Below are 16,406 nucleotides of genomic sequence, written 5' to 3' on the forward strand. Positions count from 1 at the left end.
CCACCGGAGTGGCACTCTGTCCTCGACGCAGCCGTGCTCGAGGACCAGGACGTAGGCCCGGCAATGCTAGCAGCATCGGGGCGGGCGCAGAAGCACCGACGCTAGTGGCCGCGTGTGATCTTCCGGAGCCGTTCGAGCCGCGGCCCGACCTCGCGCTCGTAGCCGTTGGCCGTCGGCGTGTAGTACTCGGTGCCCTCGAGCGCGTCCGGCAGGTACTGCTGCTCGGCGACCCCGTGCTCGGCGTCGTGGGAGTAGACGTACCCCTTGCCGTGCCCGAGGCGCTTCGCCCCGGCGTAGTGCGCGTCGCGCAGGTGCATCGGGACCGTGCCCATGCGCCCCGCCTTGACGTCGGCCATCGCCTGGTTGACCCCGTTGTAGGCGGCGTTCGACTTCGGCGCCGTCGCCAGGTAGACGACCGCCTCGGCCAGCGGGATCCGTCCCTCGGGCATCCCGATGAGCTGGACGGCCTGGGCCGCCGCGACGGCGATGGGCAGGGCCTGCGGGTCGGCCATGCCGATGTCCTCGGACGCGGAGATGATGATCCGCCGGGCGATGAACCGCGAGTCCTCGCCGGCCTCGATCATCCGGGCGAGGTAGTGCAGGGCGGCGTCGACGTCGCTCCCCCGCACCGACTTGATGAACGCGCTGATGACGTCGTAGTGCTCGTCACCCTGTCGGTCGTAGCGCAGCAGGGCCCGGTCGACCGCCGCCGCGACGGTGTCGGCGTCGACGACGGGCACGGTGTCGTCGTCCTCGTCCTGCGCGGCGGTGGCCGACGCCGCCGCGGCCTCGAGCGCCGTCAGGGCACGTCGGGCGTCACCGGACGCGAGCCGGATGATCGCGCTGCGGGCTTCGTCACCGAGGACGACGGCACCGCCGAGCCCGCGGGGGTCCTCCACGGCGCGGTCGACGAGCATGCCGAGGTCGGGATCGGTGAGCGGTTTGAGCGTCAGGAGCAGCGAGCGGGACAGCAGGGGCGAGATGACCGAGAACGACGGGTTCTCGGTGGTGGCGGCGATCAGGATGACCCACCCGTTCTCGACACCGGGCAGCAGGGCGTCCTGCTGGGCCTTGCTGAACCGGTGGATCTCGTCGAGGAACAGCACCGTGGTCGACCCGTACAGGTCGCGGTGGGTCAGCGCCTTCTCCATGACCTCGCGCACGTCCTTCACGCCGGCGGTCACGGCGGAGAGCTCGACGAACTCGCGACCGGACTGCCGTGCGATGGCCTGCGCCAGCGTGGTCTTGCCGGTGCCGGGCGGTCCCCACAGGATCACGGAGACCCCGCCGGGGTTCTCGCGCGTGCCGGTGGCGAGCTGCACCAGGGGCGAACCCCGGCCGAGCAGGTGCTGCTGACCGGCGACCTCGTCGAGGCTGGTGGGGCGCATCCGGACGGCGAGCGGGACGGAACCCTGCGCGAGACCGGCGCGACCACCCGTGGTGGGCGCGTGCATTCCCGAACGATCCGCTGCCATCCTGCAATCGTAGGCCGGTCCACCGACGCAGGCCGCGCCTCCCTGCTGGTGACGGCGACCGTTCGGCTACGCTCGTTGCACACTGCGACGAGAGGGCAGACCAGCACCGTGGCACCGAAGAACCCAGCGCGTGACAACCGTGAGGCACGCGAGCGCCTCCGCCTCTACCAGGCCCGCCAGGGCCTCCACGAGCGGCAGCGACGCCGCCGCGTGCGGGACAACCTGATCGGTGCCGGTGCCCTCGTCCTCGTCGCGGCCCTCGCCACCGGGTCGCAGCTCGCCTTCGCCGGATCGCGGGGGTCGGACGCCCCGGCCCCGAGCGCCTCCGCGTCGTCGACGGCCACGCCGTCGGCCAGTGCCACGGCCGGCAACACCGGCGACGTGCCGAGCAAGTCGATCGCGAAGGGCGCGACCTGGACCGGCACCCTCACGCTCAACAAGGACATCGACCTCGGCATCGAGCTGGACGGCGCGAAGGCGCCGCAGGCCACGAGTGCCGAGATCTCGTTGATCCGTGAGCAGTTCTACAACGGCACCACCTGCCACCGGCTGGCCGACAGCGACGGGCTGAAGTTCCTGCAGTGCGGCTCCGCGAACGGCGACGGCACCGGCGACGCCGGCTTCGAGTACGGCCCGCTCGAGAACGTGCCGGAGGACGGCGTCTACGAGAAGGGCACGATCGCGATCGCACGGTCGGACTCCCCGTACTCGCAGTCGACGCAGTTCTTCATCGTCTACGGGGACACCACGCTCGACGGCTCGACGGGCGGCTACACGGTCGTCGGCAAGGTCACGAGCGGGCTGTCCGAGCTCGAGTCGAAGATCGCCGCGAAGGGCATCGCGTCGCCCGGCAGCGACGGCACCGGCGCGCCGAAGGTGGCGACGAAGATCACCGACGCGACCATCGCGGAGCAGAAGTAGTCCACAACCCGTCGCACCGGTCGGGCGGCGGAGCCCGTCCGTGCAATAGGCTGACGACCTGACCGTGCCGACGGTGACGTCGGCGATGCACGACCACGATCGAGGCGAGACCTGTGGGATCTGACGAAGCAACGACCTGGGGGCGGGTCGACGAGAACGGGACCGTGTACGTCCGGTACGAAGAGACCGAACGTGCTGTCGGTGAGTACCCGGACGCCACCCCCGAAGAAGCCCTCGCCTACTTCGCGCGGAAGTACGCCGACCTCGAGGGGCAGGTGAAGATCGCCGAGCAGCGCGTCCAGCGTGGTGCGTCGGCGAACGACGTCGCCCGGACGGTCGAGCACCTGACCGCCCTGGTCGCCGATGCACGCGTGGTGGGTGACATCAAGTCGCTCGAGACCCGCGTGGGCGCGCTCACCGAGCAGCTCGGCTCCCTCACCAAGGAGCAGGCGGAACAGGCGCAGCAGGCGCTGCAGGACGCCCTGGCGCACCGCACCGCCCTGGTCGAGGAAGCCGAGGCACTCGCCGCGGTGGACCCGGCGCGCGCGCAGTGGAAGCAGATCACGGCGCAGCTCGACGACGTGTTCGCGCGCTGGCAGCAGCACCAGCACGACGGGCCGCGGATCCCCAAGAACGAGGCCAACGACCTCTGGAAGCGGTTCCGCGCAGCGCGGTCCACCGTCGACCAGCACCGTCGTGCCTTCTACTCCGAGCTCGACGCACAGCACCGTGACGCCCGGACCCGCAAGCAGGAGCTCGTGGCGCAGGCCGAGGCCCTCGCGCCCCGCGGCTCCGATGCGATCCCGGACTACCGCCAGCTCCTCGACGACTGGAAGAACGCCGGGCGTGCCGGCAAGCGCCACGACGACGCGCTCTGGGCGCGCTTCAAGGCCGCCGGAGACGTGCTGTTCGAGCAGCGCCACGCCGAGAGCGCAGCCGAGAACGAAGAGTTCTCCGCCAACCTCGAGGCGAAGCAGGCCCTGCTGACCGAGGCCGAGCCGCTCCTGCAGGCGACCGACCGGGTCGCCGCGCGCAAGACCCTCACCGGCATCCAGCGCCGGTGGGACGAGATCGGCAAGGTCCCCCGCGGCGACGTCCGTCGGGTCGAGGACCGCCTGCGCGCCGTCGAGGACCACGTCCGTGGGCTCGAGGACGCGCACTGGAAGGAATCGAACCCGGAGCGCAAGGCCCGTCAGAACGGTCTGGCGAGCCAGCTGGAAGACGCGATCGGCAAGCTCCAGTCCGAGCTCGCGGCGGCACAGGCCACCGGCGACGCCCGGAAGATCAAGGACGCGCAGGAAGCCCTCGACGCCCGCAAGATCTGGCTCGACGCCCTGGGCGGCTGAGCCTCCGCACCACGAACGACGCCCCCGTGACCGATCGGTCACGGGGGCGTCGCCGTACCAGGGGCACCAGCGGGCGAACCAGGCCAGCGTGCCGGCAGGTCAGACCGGCGTGGGCAGTCCGAGCAGCAGTCGGATGTCGAGGTCGTCCTGCCGCATCTGCGCGGCGAGCTCGTCCATCGACGAGAACTTCACCATGCCGCGCACGTACGACACGAAGAGCACCGAGATCCGGTCCCCGTACAGGTCGATGTCGACGTCGAGCAGGTGCGCCTCGATCTGCTTCGCCGGCACGCCCTCGAACGTCGGGTTGTTGCCGACCGACACCGCTGCCGGGTAGACGGTGCCGTCGTGCAGCACCCGGGCGGCGTAGACGCCGTCGGCGGGGACGAAGCCCTCGCACGCCGGGTCGAGGTTCGCGGTGGGGTACCCCATCGCCCGGCCGCGCTGGTTGCCGTGCACCACGACGCTCCGCACGGCGTGCTCCCGCCCGAGGAGTCGTGCGGCCTCGGCCACGCGGCCCTGGCCCAGGAGCTCCCGGATCCAGGTGGAGGACACCCGGCGCTCACCGTCGGGTCGGACGTCGTCGATCAGGTCCACATCGTCGATGAGCTCGACCGTGAACCCGTGCTGCTCCCCCAGGGCACGCAGCAGCTCGACGTCGCCGGCGCCCTTCGCGCCGAAGCGGAAGTCGCTGCCGACGAAGACGAGCCGGGCGTGCAGGGTGTCGACGAGGATCTCGGACACGAACGCCTCGGGCGACTTCGACTGCAGTTCCTGGTCGAAGCGGAGCAGCAGGGTGGCGTCGACCCCGGCGTCCTCGAGCAGTTCGCGGCGCTGCGCGGTGCTCGTCAGGGCCGGCGGGACGTGCGGCGGGTCGATGACGTTGAGCGGGTGGCGGTCGAACGTGACCACGGTGGCCACGAGGTCGTGCTCGCGGGCGGCACGCTCGAGGTGTGCGATGACGGCACGGTGCCCGACGTGCACGCCGTCGAACTTGCCGATGGTGACCGCACTCGGCCCGAACCCGTCCGCCACGTCGGCGGTGTCCTCGTAGAACTGCACGGTGGCTCCTACTCGCTCGCCGGGGCGGTGGACGAGGACGCAGCCGGTGCCGCCGACTCGGTGACGGCGGTGCGGTGGTGCTTGCGGAGCCACCAGAGCCCGGCGATCGGCAGCACGAGCGGCGCGAAGGCGTAGCCCATGCCGTAGTACGACCAGATGGTGTCGTCGGGGAACAGCTGGCGGTCGAACAGCGACAGGGTGCCGATGACGAGCACGCCGGTCATCTCGAACACGATCGTGACGCAGGCGACCCGGTACCAGAACCGGCCGGGCACGATCAGGGCGATCATCGCGACGATGTAGACGACGGCAGCGATGGCACTGAGCGTGTAGGCGAACGGTGCGAACGAGAACTTCTCGATGATCTGCACGACGCTGCGTCCGGTCGCCGCCAGCGCGAGGATGCCGTACACGGCGATGAGGACGCGGCCGATGCCGGTCGCGAGTGAGGATCTGGTCGCCATTGCACCGATTCTACCGACGCGCGGCTCCGCGCATGACCTCCGGCGTCAGTTCAACGCGAACCAGATCTGGTACATCCGGTAGACCATCACCGCGACGGTGAAGGCGCCGGCACCGAGCACCACGGTGCTCCACTTCGTGCGGTCGATCAGTGCCCACACGACCGCGGCCGGTGGGACGAGCAGCACCGACACGGCGTACACCCCGAACTCGAGCGCGTTGCCGTCGGGCGGACTGCCCGTCGCCGGCAGCACGATCGAGATGACGCCCTGCACCAGGAGCAGCAGTTCGATGAGCACGAGGGCGCCGACGGTGTAGTCGTTCGGCTTCCAGCCGATGAACCCCACGACGACCGCGAAGAGCCCCACGATCACGGCGAGCACCAGCTGCACCCACATGTACCACTCGATCACGCGCGGGCTCCGGTCTGCGAGGAGGACGACGCACCGGGCGTCGGGAAGTTCGTGATGACCCGGAGCAGTCCACGGCGGACGGAGACGAGGCCGACCAGCCGGTCGTCGGACGCGGTGACCGCTGCCACCGGACCGTCCGAGTCGGGGTGCTCGGCCGCGACGCGCTTGCCGTCGGTGAGGTCCTTCGCCGAGGCTGCGTCGAGGGTCACGGACGAGAAGAGTCGCCGGGCGATGTCCGCCGGACGTGCGAGCGCGGCGCGGACGTCGACGGCGTCGTCCTCGAGGTCGATGGCGTCCTGCACGTCGAACGGTCCGACGCGGGTCCGCCGGAGCGCGACGAGGTGCGCCCCGGTGCCGAGGGCAGCGCCGACGTCACGGGCGAGTGCGCGGACGTAGGTGCCCGACGAGCAGGTCACGACGACGTCGAGGTCCACCACGGCGACGTCGGTGCCGTCGACGGCGACGGTCCGCTCGTTCCGGGTCGTCACGTCGAACTGCGAGACGGTCACCGTGCGGGACTTGAGCTCCACCGCCTCGCCCTTGCGCGCCAGGTCGTAGGCGCGGCGCCCGTCGACCTTGATCGCACTGACCGTGGACGGGACCTGGTCGATCACGCCCCGCTGTGCTGCGACAGCGGTCTCGACGGCGTCGTCCGAGACGTCGGCAGCGGCCACACCGACAGCAGCGGTCGGCGTGCCGTCGGCGTCGTCGGAGTCCGTCGAGACGCCGAGCCGGATGGTCGCGGTGTAGGTCTTGTCGAGGCCCACCAGGTGCGTCAGCAACCGGGTGGACGGCCCGATGCCGAGCAGCAGCAGCCCGGTGGCCATGGGGTCGAGGGTCCCGGCGTGGCCGACCTTCTTCAGGCCGAGGCGCCGTCGGGCGATGGAGACCACCCGGTGGCTGGAGATCCCCTGCGGTTTGTCGACGAGGAGGATGCCGTCCGGCGCGGTTTCGAGCACCAGGCGAGATTACCAGCGCCGGTCAGCAGGCGTCGTTCCACTCGCGGCGAGGGTGCTCGGGATCGGTGACGTCGAGCACGGCGGAGGCAGCGATCTTTACATCGGCGCGGCGCTCGAGCCGGCCGGACTCCTGCTCCACCCACAGCGACCAGCGCCACAGGGTGCGCACCCCGGGAGCCAGGACGCCCCGTCCGTGCACGATCAGGACACCGTCGCCGGCTCCGGTCGTGCGGAAGGGCGTCACCAGGTCGGACCGCAGCGTGTCCTGGTCGGCGGACGGCGCGGCGGCCGCCATCGCGGAGACCCCGTGCTGCTCGAAACCGTTGACGAGCGCGGCCGCGACCCGTTCGAGGTCGGTGCCGTCCTGCCCGTCGACGCCGATGACGGTGCGGTTCGTGCCGACCTGCGCGATCGCCTCTGCGGCGATCGCAGCCATCGTGTCGGTCTCTTCGGGTGCCCAGCGTGCCATGCCTCCACCGTAGGCTGTCGAGGTGAACGCGAGTCGGGCCTCCAGACCGGATGTGGACAAACCGACCGCGCGACGCGGTGTGCAGGAGCCGGCCACGCCGGAACGGCCCGACATCGCGACCCCGCTGATCGCGTGGTTCCGGCAGCAGGCGCGGGACCTGCCGTGGCGCCGCCCCGGCTTCCCCGCGTGGGGGACGCTCGTCAGCGAGATCATGCTGCAGCAGACGCAGGTCGCGCGCGTGATCCCCCGTCTGGAGGCGTGGCTCACCCGGTGGCCGACGCCTCGCGACCTCGCGGACTCGCCGCCGTCCGAGGCGGTGCGCGCCTGGGACCGGCTCGGCTACCCGAGACGCGCGCTCGCGCTCCACGCGGCGGCGACCGCGATCGCGACCCACCACGGCAACGTCGTGCCGCGAGACGTCGACGCGCTGCTCGCGCTGCCGGGCATCGGCGACTACACCGCGCGGGCCGTCGCGGTCTTCGCGTACGGCGACCGGCACCCGGTGGTGGACGTCAACGTGCGCCGCGTGCTCGCTCGTGCGGTCCTCGGCCAGGGCGAACCCGGGCCGGCGAAGGCGAAGCAGGACCTCCCGCTGATGGAGTCTGTACTGCCGGCGGACCGCGACGACGCAGCCGCCACGAACGCGGCCGTGATGGAGCTCGGCGCGCTCGTGTGCGTGTCCCGCTCCCCCGCGTGCGATGCGTGCCCGATCGCGGACCGCTGCGCGTGGCGTGCGGCCGGGTACCCGGAGCACGACGGGCCGCGGGCTCCGCGGCAGGCGAGGTTCGCCGGCAGTGACCGCCAGGTGCGTGGCCTGATCATGGCCGAGCTGCGCGCCAGCGACGTGCCGGTCACCCGGTACGAGATCGAACCGGTGTGGCCGGACGCCGACCAGCGCGACCGGGCGCTCGCGTCGCTCCTGCGTGACGGACTGGCCGTCGGGGACGACGCGAGCGGCTACCAGCTGCCCGGGATCTAGGAACGCGGCTCGGCGGAGCCGTCGGTCTCGGCGGCGTCGTCGGTGTCGTCGTCCTCGTCGCGCTTGTACGGATCGGCGTCGCCGGCGTACGTCGCGCCGACCGACGCTGCTCGCACCTGCTCGTCACGGACCTGGGCCTGAACGAGCAGGTCCTCCATGTGCGCCGAGGTCTCGGGCAGGGCGTCGGCGATGAACTCGAGCGACGGCGTGAGCCGGGCGGTGATGTTCTTGCCGACCTCGGACCGGAGCATGCCGGTCGCGGCCTTGAGCGCCGCGGCGGAGTCCGCACGCTCCTCGTCGGTGCCGTACACGGTGTAGAAGATCGACGCGTGCTGCAGGTCGCCGGTCACACGGACGTCGGTGATCGTGACGAACCCGAGTCGCGGGTCCCGCAGACCCTTGTCGAGTCGACGTGCGACGACTTCCTTGATGCGGTCCGCCATCTTGCGTGCGCGCTGCGGATCGGCCATTGGGTGCCTCCTGAGGCGATGGCGGGACGCTTCCCGCCGGTGGTCCTGCGTGGGAAAGGGGTCGGGCCCCGGCCTCCCGCACGGGGAGGCCGGGGCCCAGAGGAGTCACGCGATCAGTCGCGCGGCTTCTCGACGAGTTCGGTCGTCTCGACCTCATCGCCGATCTGGATGTCGTTGAACTTGCCCAGACCGATACCGGCTTCGAAGTCCGTGCGGACCTCGGTCACGTCGTCCTTGAAGCGACGCAGCGACTCGATGGCCAGGCCATCGGCGATCACCACGCCTTCACGGATGACGCGCGCCTTGGCGTTGCGCGTGATCGTGCCGGAGCGGACGATGACACCCGCGATGTTGCCGAACTTCGAGGAACGGAACACCTCGCGGATCTCGGCGACGCCCGACTGGACCTCTTCGTACTCGGGCTTGAGCATGCCCTTGAGGGACTGCTCGATGTCGTCGAGTGCGTTGTAGATGACCGAGTAGAAGCGCACGTCGATGCCTTCACGCGCCGCACGCTCACGGGCCTTGACGTCCGGACGGACGTTGAAGCCGATGACGATGGCGTTGTCGATCGTGGCGAGGTCGATGTCCGACTCCGTGATCGCACCGACACCGCGGTGCAGGATGCGGAGCTGGACGCTGTCGTCGACCTCGATGTCCAGGAGCGACTGCTCGAGTGCCTCGACGGCACCGGAGACGTCACCCTTGATGATGAGGTTGAGCGACTCGACCTTGCCCTCTTCGAGCGCACGGGTGAAGTCCTCGAGCGAGATGCGCTTGCGCGACTTCGCCAGCAGGGCGTTGCGCTCGGCGGCTTCACGCTTCTCGGCGATCTGACGAGCCGTGCGGTCCTCTTCGGTGACGAGGAAGGTGTCGCCGGCGCGGGGCACCGAGGACAGACCCTGCACCTGGACCGGGCGGCTCGGCGTCGCGGCCTTGACCGCGACCCCGTTCTCGTCCGTCATCGCACGGACTCGGCCGTAGGCCGTGCCCGCCACGATGGCGTCACCGACGTGGAGCGTGCCGGACTGGATGAGGACCGTGGCGACTGCACCGCGACCCTTGTCGAGCCGGGCCTCGATCGCGACACCACGGGCGTCCTTGTCGGGGTTCGCACGCAGGTCGAGACCGGCGTCCGCGGTGAGCAGCACGGCGTCCAGGAGTTCCTGGATACCGATGTTCTGCCGCGCCGACACGTCGACGAACATGACGTCGCCGCCGTACTCCTCGGCCACCAGGTTGTACTCGGTGAGCTGCTGGCGGACCTTGGCGGGGTTCGCGCCTTCCTTGTCGATCTTGTTGACCGCGACGACGATCGGCACACCGGCCGACTGCGCGTGGTTCAACGCCTCGATGGTCTGGGGCATGATGCCGTCGTCCGCCGCGACCACGAGGATCGCGATGTCCGTCACCTGGGCACCACGAGCACGCATGGCCGTGAAGGCCTCGTGACCCGGGGTGTCGATGAAGGTGATCGGGCGGTCGATGCCCTCGTGCTGCGCGACGATCTGGTACGCACCGATGTGCTGGGTGATGCCACCGGCCTCGCCCTCGACGACCTTCGAGTTGCGGATCGCGTCGAGGAGGCGGGTCTTGCCGTGGTCGACGTGACCCATGACGGTGACCACCGGCGGCCGCTGCTGCAGCACGTCGTCGTCTTCGTCCTCGAGTTCTGCGTCGAGGTCGATGTCGAAGCCCTCGAGGAGCTCCTTGTCCTCGTCCTCGGGCGAGACGATCTGGATCTTGTAGCCCAGCTCGTCACCGAGGACCTCGAACGTGGCCTCGTCCAGCGACTCGGTCGCGGTCGCCATCTCACCGAGGTGGAACAGCACCGTCACGAGGTTGCCGGGCATGGCGTCGATCTTGTCCGCGAAGTCCGAGATGCTCGCACCACGACGGAGTCGGACGACCGTGTTGCCGTCGCCGCGAGGGACCTGCACACCGCCGAGCGACGGTGCCTGACGCATCTCGTACTCGGCGCGCTTCGTCCGCTTCGACTTGCGGGCACGGCTCTTGCCGCCACCGCGACCGAACGCACCGGCGGTACCACCACCGGGGCCACGACCACGGCCACCGCCACCGGCGGGACGCGGGCCGCTGAAGGCCGGACGCGGGAAGCCGCCACCGGCACCGCCGCCGGCACCCGGACGGGCACCGGGGCCGCCACGGCCACCACCCTGGCCCGGGCGCTGCCCGAAGCCGTTGGGACGGTTGCCCTGACCGGGACCACCCGGACGCGGAGCACCCGGACGGGGCGTGCCCGGACGCGGGGGCTGCGGACGCGGGATGCCACCGCCACCGGCTGCGCCGGCGGCCGGGCGCTGGCCCATGCCCTGGTTGGACGAGTACGGGTTGTTGCCGGGGCGCGGCGGGCGCGAGCCCATGCCCTGGTTCGACGAGTACGGGTTGTTGCCCGGACGTGCACCGGGCTTGGGGCCACCCGGCTTCGGACCGGCGGCCGCGGGAGCCTTCGGGCTGGTGCCCGGCTTCACGGCGTCGGACTTCGGCGCCGCTTCGGTCGTCCCGCCAGCCTCGGCGGCCTGCTTCTCAGCGGCCTGCTTCTCGGCGCGGGCCTTCTGCGCGGCCTCGGCCTCGGCCTGTCGCTGGGCGACGGACTTCGGTGCGGCCGGCGCGGGCACGTCGGCAGCGGGTGCTGCCGGGGCCTCGGGCTCGGGAGCCGGTGCCGGACGAGCCGGACCCGGACGGGGGCCGCCGGGCTTGGGTGCACTCGACTTCGGCGCGCTGGCCTTGGCGGGTGCGCTCGGCGCGGAGGCCGAGGCGGCGGGCTTCGCCGCGGGGGCGCCGTCTGCCTGGAGGGCGGCACGGAGCTTCCGTGCCACGGGGGGCTCGATGCTCGAGCTGGCACCCCGGACGAACTCGCCGAGCTCCTTGAGCTTCTCGAGTGCGGTCTTGCTGTCGACGCCGAGTTCGCTTGCGATCTCGTGTACGCGTGGTTTAGCCACTGTTCTCCTTCACGGGTCCCACCCCGTGAAGGGGCAGGACTCAATGGATGACGGGTCTCATTTCGAGCCGCTCATCAGTTGTCCATAAGCCGTTCAGCCTGTTCTGTCATGTCCGGGCGCTCGGCCGGTTCCTGTGGGAGACCGACGATGTGGTCGAGCACCGCGGACGTGTCGGGATCGCGATCCAACCGGAGCGCACGGCGGAAAGCCCTGCGCTTGACGGCCAGATCGTAGGCATCGACGGTCGGTGTGAGCCATGCTCCCCGCCCCGGCATGACTGCCTTCGGATCCGCCACCACACGACCGTCGCTCAGGGCGACGACTCGGAGGAGGGAGGATCGGGAAGCGCGACGACGACTGCCGATGCACGTTCTGACGGGAACCACTCTACTCCTTGCCTCGGACGTGCGCGATCCGGCGCGCCCTCGCAGGGCGCGCCGGGAGCGAAACCGTCCTAGTCCTCGCCGTCCAGGATGGAGTCCGGCTGGATGTCGATGCGGGCACCGGTGAGCTTCGCGGCGAGGCGGGCGTTCTGCCCTTCCTTGCCGATCGCGAGCGACAGCTGGTAGTCCGGCACGAGCGCCCGGACGGCCTTCGTCGAGGCGTCGAGCACGAACGCACTCGTCACCTTGGCGGGCGACAGGGCGCTCGCGACGAACGACGCCAGGTCGGAGGAGTAGTCGACGATGTCGATCTTCTCGGCACCGAGCTCGTTCGTGACGGCCCGGACACGTGCGCCGAGCTCGCCGATGCAGGCACCCTTCGCGTTCACGCCGGGCTCGTTCGCCTTGACGGCGATCTTCGTGCGGTGCCCAGCCTCGCGGGCGAGCGAGGTGATCTCGACGACACCGGACGCGATCTCCGGGACCTCGAGCGCGAAGAGCTTCCGGACCAGACCCGGGTGCGTGCGCGACACGATGATCTGCGGGCCCTTGTTGCCACGGGCCACGCTCGTCACGTAGACGCGGATGCGGGAGCCGTGCGTGTAGGACTCCCCCGGCACCTGCTCTTCGGGCGGCAGGATCGCCTCGATCGTGCCGAGGTCGACGTGCACCATCTTCGGGTTCGGGCCCTGCTGGACCACGCCCGCGACGATGTCGCCTTCCTTGCCGCGGAACTCGCCGAGGATCTTGTCGTCGCCGATGTCGCGCAGGCGCTGGTTGATGACCTGCTTCGCCGCGAAGGCCGCGATGCGACCGAAGTCGCTCGGCTGGTCGACGGCTTCACCGATGACGGTGCCCTCGTCGTCGAGCTCGGGGACGTAGACGCTGACCTCGCCGGACTTGCGGTCGAGCTCCACACGCGACTGCGCGTGGGCCGGCTCGCCGTTCTCGTCGGCGTGCTTCTGGTAGGCGGTCAGGATGGCAGATTCGATGATCTGGACGAGCTCGTCGAACGGGATCTCCCGCTCGCGCTCCATGAGTCGCAGGACTGCGAGATCGATCTTCACCGAGGTGCCTCCGTATTCAGATGAGTCGCTCCTGCGGGGTGGAACTGCGCAGAAGTCGGCCACAAGCGTACCCCAGAACCAGGAGACGGACAGGAGGCCCGTGGCGGCGTCGCACCCCTCCCTCGCAGGCTCGGTCGGCGCGCCCCGCGTGGCGCTGGCGCGTCACCGCTGAGCGGGGCGCGCCCGTCCGTCAGGGGTCGCGTCTAGATCGCGCGGACCGCGTCGAGCAGGTCGGCCACCGGCACGTCGCGGCGGTCGCCCGTCGCGCGGTCCCACAGCTCGACGACGCCCTCGGCGGCACCGCGGCCGGCGACGACGACGATCGGCATGCCGAGCAGCTCGGCATCGCGGAGCTTCACGCCGGGCGACACCTTCGGGCGGTCGTCGTACAGCACGTCGAACCGCTCGCCCTCGAGCTCGGCGACGACGGAGGCCGCCAGCTCGTAGGCGACCTGGTCACGGCCGGTGGCGACGATGTGCACGTCGAACGGCGCGACGTTCTTCGGCCAGACCAGGCCCTTCTCGTCGTTGTGGGACTCGGCCAGGATCGCGAGGATGCGGGTCACGCCGATGCCGTACGAGCCCATCGTGACCGTGGCGAGCTTGCCGTTCTCGTCCTGCACCTTGAGGCCGAGCGCCTCGGCGTACTTCCGACCGAGCTGGAACACGTGCCCGATCTCCATGCCGCGCGCGGTCTCGAGCGGGCCGGAGCCGTCCGGGGACGGGTCACCGGCGCGGACGTCGGAGACCTCGACGACACCGTCGGCCACGAAGTCACGGCCGGCGACGAGGCCGGAGACGTGCACGCCGCGCTCGTTGGCGCCGGTGATCCAGCTCGTGCCGTCGACCACACGGGGGTCGACGAAGTAGCGGAGGCCGGTGGCGCTGTCGGCGCCGAGTACCTGCGGGCCGATGTAGCCCTTCACCAGGCCGCGGTGCTTCTTGAAGTCGTCGTCGCCGGCGGCCTCGACCTCGGCCGGGGCGAACGACACCTCGGCGCGCTTCAGGTCGACGTCGCGGTCACCGGGCAGGCCGACGACCACGACCTCGCGCGTGCCGTCGAGGTGGGTGAGCGCGAGGACGACGTTCTTCAGCGTGTCGGCCGCGGTCCACGGGGCGCCCTCGCGCGGCGCGACCTGGTTCGCGTGGGCGACGAGCGTGTCGATCGTCGGGGTGTCCGACGCCGGCAGCAGCACGGGCTCGGGCTGGCCCTCGATCGGCAGCGACTCGGGGACGGGGGTGACGTAGGCCTCGACGTTGGCCGCGTAGCCGCCGGCGCTGCGGACGAAGGTGTCCTCGCCGACGCCGATCGGGTGCAGGAACTCCTCGGACTTGGAGCCGCCCATCGCGCCGGCGTCGGCCTTGACGATGACGTAGTCGAGGCCGAGGCGGGCGAAGATCTTCTCGTACGCGTCGCGCATGACCTGGTAGCTGCGCTCGAGGCCCTCGTCGGTGAGGTCGAACGAGTACGCGTCCTTCATGGTGAACTCGCGGCCGCGCAGGAGTCCGGCGCGGGGGCGGGCCTCGTCGCGGTACTTGTCCTGGATCTGGAACAGCGTCACCGGCAGGTCCTTGTACGACGAGTACAGGTCCTTCACGAGGAGCGCGAACATCTCCTCGTGCGTGGGGGCGAGCAGGTAGTCGGAGCCCTTGCGGTCCTGCAGGCGGAACATGCCGTCGCCGTACTCGGTCCAGCGGTTCGTCGCCTCGTACGGTTCACGCGGCAGCAGCGCCGGCAGCAGGACCTCCTGCGCGCCGGCGGCGACCATCTCGTCGCGGATGATCGCCTCGATCTTGGCGCGCACCCGGAGTCCGAGCGGCAACCAGGCGAAGATCCCCGGGGACTGGCGACGGACGTACCCGGCGCGGACGAGCAGCTTGTGGCTCGTCACCTCGGCGTCGGAGGGGTCGTCGCGGAGCGTACGGAGGAACAGATGCGAAAGCCGTGTGACCACGGGGCAAGCCTAGTGGCGGCGGGCCGACGGCGCGGGTTCCCGGCGGTGTCCCCGCCGCTGGGCGCGAGCCGCGCCGTTCGGCACGGTGCGAGGTTCGCTGGCCGGTGCGGCACCAGCCGCTGCGTGCGCGCCTGCAGGCTCGCACCGGGCGAGCAACCCGGCACGGCAGCGCGAAGCGCGCACCGTGCCGACCGGCGCTGGCGCGCGCGCCGACACCGCCCGACGACGGACCGGAGGCCCGGTGCCAGCTGGCACCGGGCCTCCGGTGGGAAGGGTGGTCGCGCCTACGGCGCCATGATCACCTGGGGCGTGCCCGTGGCGGCTGCCGGACCCATCTCGTCCGCGATGCGGTTCGCCTCGTCGATGAGCGTCTGGACGATCTCGGCCTCCGGCACGGTCTTGACGACCTGGCCCTTGACGAAGATCTGCCCCTTGCCGTTGCCCGACGCGACACCGAGGTCGGCCTCGCGCGCCTCGCCCGGGCCGTTCACGACGCAACCCATGACGGCGACGCGGAGCGGGACGGTCATGCCCTCGAGCCCCTTCGTGACGTCGTTCGCGAGCTGGTAGACGTCGACCTGCGCGCGACCGCAGCTCGGGCAGGAGACGATCTCGAGCTTGCGCTCGCGCAGGTTGAGCGACTGCAGGATCTGCAGGCCGACCTTGACCTCTTGCGCGGGCGGGGCGGAGAGCGACACGCGGATGGTGTCGCCGATGCCCTCGGCCAGCAGGATGCCGAACGCGGTGGCGCTCTTGATGGTGCCCTGGAACTCCGGGCCGGCCTCGGTCACGCCGAGGTGCAGTGGCCAGTCACCGGCGGCGGCGAGCTGCCGGTAGGCCTTGACCATCACGATCGGGTCGTTGTGCTTGACCGAGATCTTGAAGTCGTGGAAGTCGTGCTCCTCGAACAGGGAGGCTTCCCACACGGCGGACTCGACGAGCGCCTCGGGGGTGGCCTTGCCGTACTTCTGCAGCAGGCTCGGCTCGAGCGACCCCGCGTTCACGCCGATCCGGAGCGAGACGCCGGCGTCCTTGGCTGCCTTGGCGATCGCGCCGACCTGGTCGTCGAACTTGCGGATGTTGCCCGGGTTGACGCGGACGGCCGCACAGCCGGCGTCGATCGCCTGGAAGACGTACTTCGGCTGGAAGTGGATGTCGGCGATCACCGGGATCTGCGACTTCTTCGCGATGATCGCCAGCGCGTCGGCGTCGTCCTGCGTGGGCACGGCGACCCGGACGATGTCGCAGCCCGAGGCCGTGAGCTCGGCGATCTGCTGCAGCGTCGCGTTGATGTTGGTGGTCTGCGTCGTGGTCATCGACTGCACGGACACCGGGGCGTCGCCGCCCACGAGCACCTTGCCGACCCGGATCTGCCGCGACTTGCGACGCGGAGCGAGGGTTTCGGGGGACTTGGGCATACCGAGGTTGACTGCGGGCACGTGAGCACTCTACGCGCTCGGTCTGACCGTGCCGGGTCCGGTC

15 protein-coding genes are annotated in these 16,406 nt (G+C 70.8%); 3 read left to right on the plus strand and 12 right to left on the minus strand.

Annotated features, from left to right (window positions below):
- Positions 1-101: 101 nt before the first annotated feature.
- Positions 102-1,454, minus strand: coding sequence for a replication-associated recombination protein A (locus tag ACZZ9K_RS03165; RefSeq protein WP_083404133.1), 1,353 nt, complete (start codon positions 1,452-1,454; stop codon positions 102-104).
- A gap of 129 nt (positions 1,455-1,583) precedes the next feature.
- On the opposite strand from ACZZ9K_RS03165, the gene ACZZ9K_RS03170 reads away from it, so the two are divergent.
- Positions 1,584-2,396, plus strand: coding sequence for a peptidylprolyl isomerase (locus tag ACZZ9K_RS03170; RefSeq protein WP_463443308.1), 813 nt, complete (start codon positions 1,584-1,586; stop codon positions 2,394-2,396).
- Between the two features lie 113 nt (positions 2,397-2,509).
- A complete protein-coding gene (locus ACZZ9K_RS03175) occupies positions 2,510-3,742 on the plus strand; it encodes a DUF349 domain-containing protein (RefSeq protein ID WP_027465754.1) in 1,233 nt (410 codons plus the stop codon).
- A gap of 99 nt (positions 3,743-3,841) precedes the next feature.
- On the opposite strand, the gene ACZZ9K_RS03180 is transcribed toward ACZZ9K_RS03175, so the two are convergent.
- The 5 genes from ACZZ9K_RS03180 to ACZZ9K_RS03200 are packed head-to-tail and all read right to left on the minus strand — an operon-like array spanning position 3,842 to position 7,107.
- A complete protein-coding gene (locus ACZZ9K_RS03180; RefSeq protein ID WP_138803581.1) occupies positions 3,842-4,804 on the minus strand; it encodes a bifunctional riboflavin kinase/FAD synthetase in 963 nt (320 codons plus the stop codon).
- Positions 4,805-4,812: 8 nt separating this feature from the next.
- On the minus strand, positions 4,813-5,268 hold the full coding sequence (locus tag ACZZ9K_RS03185; RefSeq protein WP_463443309.1) for a hypothetical protein: 456 nt from the start codon (positions 5,266-5,268) through the stop codon (positions 4,813-4,815).
- A gap of 45 nt (positions 5,269-5,313) precedes the next feature.
- Complete coding sequence (locus ACZZ9K_RS03190; protein WP_138803583.1) at positions 5,314-5,679, minus strand: hypothetical protein; 366 nt, start codon at positions 5,677-5,679, stop codon at positions 5,314-5,316.
- A complete protein-coding gene (truB, locus tag ACZZ9K_RS03195; protein ID WP_071244775.1) occupies positions 5,676-6,638 on the minus strand; it encodes a tRNA pseudouridine(55) synthase TruB in 963 nt (320 codons plus the stop codon). Before truB ends, ACZZ9K_RS03190 begins: the two co-directional genes overlap by 4 nt.
- A gap of 22 nt (positions 6,639-6,660) precedes the next feature.
- Complete coding sequence (locus ACZZ9K_RS03200) at positions 6,661-7,107, minus strand: hypothetical protein (RefSeq protein WP_138803584.1); 447 nt, start codon at positions 7,105-7,107, stop codon at positions 6,661-6,663.
- Positions 7,108-7,159: 52 nt separating this feature from the next.
- Between ACZZ9K_RS03200 and ACZZ9K_RS03205 the strand changes: the two genes are divergently transcribed.
- Entirely contained in the window at positions 7,160-8,086 is a 927-nt protein-coding gene (locus tag ACZZ9K_RS03205; protein ID WP_395876409.1) for an A/G-specific adenine glycosylase, read from the plus strand.
- On the opposite strand, the gene rbfA is transcribed toward ACZZ9K_RS03205, so the two are convergent.
- From rbfA to ispG, 6 genes are all read right to left on the minus strand, one after another.
- Positions 8,083-8,556, minus strand: coding sequence for a 30S ribosome-binding factor RbfA (rbfA, locus tag ACZZ9K_RS03210; protein WP_071244776.1), 474 nt, complete (start codon positions 8,554-8,556; stop codon positions 8,083-8,085). The two genes, ACZZ9K_RS03205 and rbfA, sit on opposite strands and share 4 nt — an antisense overlap.
- A 113-nt stretch (positions 8,557-8,669) precedes the next feature.
- On the minus strand, positions 8,670-11,519 hold the full coding sequence (gene infB / locus ACZZ9K_RS03215) for a translation initiation factor IF-2 (RefSeq protein WP_138803585.1): 2,850 nt from the start codon (positions 11,517-11,519) through the stop codon (positions 8,670-8,672).
- Between the two features lie 74 nt (positions 11,520-11,593).
- The gene (locus ACZZ9K_RS03220; protein ID WP_031259737.1) at positions 11,594-11,905 is read right to left on the minus strand and encodes a YlxR family protein; all 312 of its coding nucleotides are present in this window, start codon (positions 11,903-11,905) and stop codon (positions 11,594-11,596) included.
- Positions 11,906-11,973: 68 nt separating this feature from the next.
- Complete coding sequence (gene nusA / locus ACZZ9K_RS03225) at positions 11,974-12,969, minus strand: transcription termination factor NusA (protein ID WP_027465762.1); 996 nt, start codon at positions 12,967-12,969, stop codon at positions 11,974-11,976.
- A 203-nt stretch (positions 12,970-13,172) separates the two neighbouring features.
- Positions 13,173-14,924, minus strand: a complete 1,752-nt coding sequence (locus ACZZ9K_RS03230; protein WP_027465763.1) for a proline--tRNA ligase — start codon at positions 14,922-14,924, stop codon at positions 13,173-13,175.
- A 284-nt stretch (positions 14,925-15,208) separates the two neighbouring features.
- Entirely contained in the window at positions 15,209-16,363 is a 1,155-nt protein-coding gene (gene ispG, locus ACZZ9K_RS03235; protein ID WP_173034028.1) for a flavodoxin-dependent (E)-4-hydroxy-3-methylbut-2-enyl-diphosphate synthase, read from the minus strand.
- Positions 16,364-16,406: the final 43 nt, after the last annotated feature.

This window comes from Curtobacterium sp. AC268, from assembly GCF_979258745.1.